Source organism: Exiguobacterium sp. S22-S28, from assembly GCF_043359615.1.
Lineage (GTDB): Bacteria > Bacillota > Bacilli > Exiguobacteriales > Exiguobacteriaceae > Exiguobacterium_A.
This window is the reverse complement of record NZ_JBHFFC010000016.1, coordinates 1-1,001: the sequence shown is the minus strand read 5'-3', so window position 1 is coordinate 1,001 and position 1,001 is coordinate 1. Positions and strand designations below refer to the sequence as shown.

General features: G+C 47.3%; 10 tRNA genes. All 10 read left to right on the top strand.

Annotation, left to right across the window (positions count from 1 at the left end):
• The first annotated feature begins 70 nt into the window (after positions 1 to 70).
• Positions 71 to 146: transfer RNA gene (locus tag ACHA8N_RS04760), tRNA-Asp, on the top strand.
• Between the two features lie 28 nt (positions 147 to 174).
• Positions 175 to 250 (top strand) — tRNA-Phe (locus ACHA8N_RS04755).
• A gap of 9 nt (positions 251 to 259) precedes the next feature.
• Positions 260 to 335 (top strand) — tRNA-Thr (locus tag ACHA8N_RS04750).
• A gap of 10 nt (positions 336 to 345) precedes the next feature.
• Positions 346 to 421 (top strand) — tRNA-His (locus ACHA8N_RS04745).
• Positions 422 to 446: 25 nt separating this feature from the next.
• Positions 447 to 522: transfer RNA gene (locus tag ACHA8N_RS04740), tRNA-Lys, on the top strand.
• A gap of 9 nt (positions 523 to 531) precedes the next feature.
• A tRNA-Leu gene (locus ACHA8N_RS04735) sits at positions 532 to 615 on the top strand.
• A gap of 14 nt (positions 616 to 629) precedes the next feature.
• Positions 630 to 704 (top strand) — tRNA-Gly (locus tag ACHA8N_RS04730).
• Positions 705 to 740: 36 nt separating this feature from the next.
• Positions 741 to 823 (top strand) — tRNA-Leu (locus ACHA8N_RS04725).
• Positions 824 to 831: 8 nt separating this feature from the next.
• A tRNA-Arg gene (locus ACHA8N_RS04720) sits at positions 832 to 905 on the top strand.
• Positions 906 to 910: 5 nt separating this feature from the next.
• Positions 911 to 987 (top strand) — tRNA-Pro (locus tag ACHA8N_RS04715).
• Positions 988 to 1,001 lie beyond the last annotated feature (14 nt).

The following is a 1,001-nucleotide window of genomic DNA, read 5'->3' as shown; positions in this document are numbered from 1 at the left end:
ACTTTTTTAATAAAGTATTTGACAATTTTGACTGATTGATATAGTATTATAGAAGTCGTCAAGTTACCACGGTCCTGTGGTGTAGCGGTTAACATGCCTGCCTGTCACGCAGGAGATCGCGGGTTCGAATCCCGTCAGGACCGCCATTTTTATTTTTTTGATTAAAATTCAAACGGCTTTGTAGCTCAGTTGGTAGAGCAAAGGACTGAAAATCCTTGTGTCGGCGGTTCGATTCCGTCCAAAGCCACCATTTACACCTGCCGGTGTAGCTCAGCTGGTAGAGCAACTGACTTGTAATCAGTAGGTCGCGGGTTCGACTCCTGTTGCCGGCACCATCTTAATATGGCGGTTGTGGCGAAGTGGTTAACGCACCGGATTGTGATTCCGGCATTCGTGGGTTCAATTCCCATCAGTCGCCCCATTTTATTTTAAATTTTATACTGTTTGTGTCATTAGCTCAGTTGGTAGAGCATCTGACTTTTAATCAGAGGGTCGCAGGTTCGAATCCTGCATGACACACCATTTTTTTATGCGGGTGTGGCGGAATTGGTAGACGCGCTAGATTTAGGATCTAGTGTCTTTGACGTGGGGGTTCAAGTCCCTTCACCCGTACCATTTATATTATAAATGCGGAAGTAGTTCAGTGGTAGAATACGACCTTGCCAAGGTCGGGGTCGCGGGTTCGAATCCCGTCTTCCGCTCCAATTTTTTCATCTAAGAAACATCAAATAGCATAATTTGCGGTCGTGGCGGAATGGTAGACGCGCTAGGTTGAGGGCCTAGTGGTGGCAACACTGTGGAGGTTCAAGTCCTCTCGACCGCACTTATTATGCACCCTTAGCTCAGCTGGATAGAGTACTTGACTACGAATCAAGGGGTCGGGAGTTCGAATCTCTCAGGGTGCACTTTTCGGGAAGTAGCTCAGCTTGGTAGAGCACTTGGTTTGGGACCAAGGGGTCGCAGGTTCGAATCCTGTCTTCCCGACCATTATTTTCATATCG